The organism is Ruegeria sp. HKCCA6707, from assembly GCF_013033515.1.
In the GTDB taxonomy this organism is placed as follows: domain Bacteria; phylum Pseudomonadota; class Alphaproteobacteria; order Rhodobacterales; family Rhodobacteraceae; genus Ruegeria.
This window is the reverse complement of record NZ_WQEG01000026.1, coordinates 1-3,299: the sequence shown is the minus strand read 5'-3', so window position 1 is coordinate 3,299 and position 3,299 is coordinate 1. Positions and strand designations below refer to the sequence as shown.

At 53.7% G+C, this 3,299-nt stretch carries 2 protein-coding genes; both read right to left on the bottom strand.

The features are described 5' to 3' along the window. Positions 1-99 precede the first annotated feature (99 nt). Positions 100-2,142 carry an amidohydrolase gene (locus GOW40_RS21990; protein ID WP_254444558.1) on the bottom strand — a complete coding sequence of 681 codons (2,043 nt, stop codon included), beginning with the start codon at positions 2,140-2,142 and terminating at the stop codon, positions 100-102. A gap of 534 nt (positions 2,143-2,676) precedes the next feature. Further along, a partial coding sequence (locus tag GOW40_RS21985; RefSeq protein WP_305848796.1) for a lectin-like protein occupies positions 2,677-3,299 on the bottom strand: 623 nt, incomplete at its 5' end.

Genomic DNA, 3,299 nt, shown 5'->3' with positions numbered 1-3,299 from the left:
TCTCACCCGCAGAGAAGTTCCAAGAGTGTGTTGCGGCGATCAGTTGAATCGGCAGGACATTTCGGATATTTGAATGCGCTATCTCAGCCTGGCCCCAATTTAAACTTTGGAAGCCCATTCGGACACGACGGCCCACCCCAACGCGTTGGTGCCGCAACAGCTAACTGCCGAGACTTGTCCCGCAGCAGATGTCGTGCACGACTGAGCTACTGGTGAAGCGCAACACGAGCATCCAGAAAGCATGCCTTTCGTTGCGATGCCCGATACGTCAGCAAGCGCGTACAGCGGCTTTTTGGGCGGATTTATTGTATCCCGTGGCGGCGATAATGAAGCGCGGTCGATATCGAAGTCATCTGACACGGGAAATAATTCACCTTCAAGGATAGTGCCCCAGACACCGATGTCTTTTATCTTGTCGGCTTCCACTTCGAATGGGTCTTCTTCAAGGATGGTGAAGTTCGCCAACTTGCCGGGAGCGATGGAGCCAATTTCATTCTCCAATCGAAGGGATTGGGCAGCGTCAATGGTCACCGCCCGCAGAGCGTCTTCGACCACCAAGCGGTGTTCCGGGCCAGCAACGCGGCCTGAGAGTGTTGTTCGGTTTACCCCTGCCCAAACAAGGAATAGCGGTTCACCAGGAGCCATTGGTACGTCGGAATGAAATGAGATCGGAACGCCGTTAGCCTTAATTGGCCCAAGGGGCACGATGTCATCTGCACGTTCTGGACCAAGTCCAAGCTCGCTATAGCGATCTGACAGCGCCGTTACGTAGTATGGATTTCCGCTGACGATGCAGCCCAGCTCAGCGATCCGCTTTGCTTGATCTTCTCTCGCATACCCAAAGTGAACCAACGTCGTGCGGTGATCGGCTCGCGGCATCCGGCGCATGTTTCGCTCAACAGCGTCCAAGATCAAGTCCACGGCAAGGTCGCCAGTCTGGTGAACATGTATCTGGTAACCCGCTTCCCAGTATGCATCGAATACGGGATTGAACTCGTCCGGTTGCATGATCCACTCGCCGTGAAAATCGCCGCCCACATAAGGCTCCGAGACCTGCATGGCCAAACTGTAGACAGCGCCATCGGCGAAGAGTTTCACCTGTTTCGGCATGAAAGCCGTCTTGCCTTCACCCCAATCCAGCAGCTTTTCGGTCTCCTCAATCATCGAACCACTTTGAAAGTGCATCGCAGCCAGTGATTTGCCGTCGGCTATGAAGTATGTCCTAAGCGGCGCGTCTGGCCCGGAAAAGACAGCGTTTGTTGCTTCTTGAAGAGGTCGAGACAACACACCTCCCGGTTCAGCAGCAACAGTAACACCGGCACGATGCATGTACTCTCGCGCCAGCCTAAGACCGGCACCCAAACGCTCCGGTGTTGAAAGTACTGGAGCGACTGCGGGAAGAACGGCGAACATTCCTGCCTCGAAGAAATAACCGTCTTCGAAACTCGACTGTTCCCGGGCGAGGCCATCAAAACCATCGACGTACTCTTGTGTTACGCCCAGCATCTCCAACGCGGGCGTGTTCAAGATTAGCTCGTGCGCCGACCGGTGAACAATAATGATTGGACGCGCCCTGCTTATCTCATCAAGTTGTGTACGCCTGATTTCCCCATGAAAGAAGTGGTGGTACCCCCATGTGAGCAGCAAGGCGTCAGGATCATCCATAGCCGCTTCGGCCGCTTCTAACCGCGATCGATAGTCCTCCGCGTCCTTTGCCGCCTCCGAAAAGCCAGTCGGAATGTTCCAATCCTCGATCGATATGATCTCGGAGGTCAGGGTCAATCCGGCGAGGAAAGGATGCACGTGCTGATCGATCAAACCAGCAATAATAACTTTCTCGGAGAACCGATCGTCCAACCGAAAGGGCTGTGAGCCGATGCGATCAACGAGTTCGTCGCGCGAACCGGTGGCCAGAATACGGTCTCCGACCACGGCAACAGCGTTTATTGCCGGGTCGTTGTTCTCCATGGTGATGACGCGTTGCGCTGAGTAGACAGTGATCTCGGGCAGAGTTTGGAGCTGGCTTCCAAAATCCTGTAATGACGAGGCCGCTCGAGTAGACGCGGCATTGGAAATCGCGATTATCGACGCGCTGCCAAGGATAGTCATTGCAGCGCGGCGAGTAACATTCAGTTTGGTCATAGCTTTTCAATGCTCTGTTAGGCGAAATTTATCTGAGCCTAGCATCGCGATGATCTAAGGTGGAAAAGAAAATTGGTGCAGGCCTTGGATTGAGCGCCAAGTTTCCCAAACAAAATATGAGTCACCGATGTGACGACTGAACCCGACCGCTTTGGGCTCGAAGCGGTCCTTGGTCAACGCATGCGCACCGGTCCGTATTTCTTAGGTATTCGCTCTGGATTGCGCCAATACCTGCCTTCTTCTTTCCCCGCATAGTTTGTCTGAAAGAACCGTTGGCTCGCGTGTTTAGTGGTCATTCCTTTCCGTCATTGCGAAAAGAGGACAGATAGAGGCCGTAATTTTTTGTCCTGACAGCTGTCTAAGCTTGACTTGTCCAGAGCGTGATTGATTGAGACGGGTTCAGCACTACATTCATGGTACCCCACTCACTGACGGCCCGCGTTGTCTCTGTCCCCTCCAGAAAGCGCGACAACGCGGGTTTACTAGCTGAGATAGGTGACGGACTTACGGCGTGGCTTGTTCTGCGACCCCGCACTAGGGTATCTCAATAATAAAGGATCGTGAGATTCCTTTGGTGTCGTTCCAACCAACGGTCCGCCCTCCACCCCCATTTTTGATCCAAAGAGCGGCAACATCTTCTCCGCCATCATGGTTATTGGGTTCGCTACGCGTCCATCGATTTAGAGTATAGCTTTCGCCAGAATCCCATACCCAACCCCCCGAAGGTTCACGAGCGCCTTTCGACTGATACAGTCCGATACTGGGCCCGTGGCGGTGTTCGGGATCATCCGAAGTCCACAATCGGCTGTCGCTCTGAGCAAGCTTCATAACGAAGTCGTATTCTGCCGCCGAGGTTATTGACGCAAGGGTACCGCCACTACGCCGCGCAAGGGCACGCGCCTCCGCCAATGAGTGAGACGACCAGGTCAGCACAACAACATACAGCCTTCCGTCGAAGTTTCCAACGACGAGGTCTTTACCGGGAAACACTCTTCGCACACGGGATAGCCGACTGTCAGGTGAAGTTTTTGCAATGATGCTTTCCGTTGCGTTTGTTCCGCTGTCTACTGAACCTGTTGTCCTTTGCCGCGACGCCAAAGAAAGCAGCATCTCATATGTATTTTCATTGAGATATCCTGTCTGAGACAAACCGTTTG

Bases quoted from the DNA above. Each gene is read 5' to 3' on its own strand.
- GOW40_RS21990 (WP_254444558.1), bottom strand. From the start codon at position 2,142: ATGACCAAACTGAATGTTACTCGCCGCGCTGCAATGACTATCCTTGGC.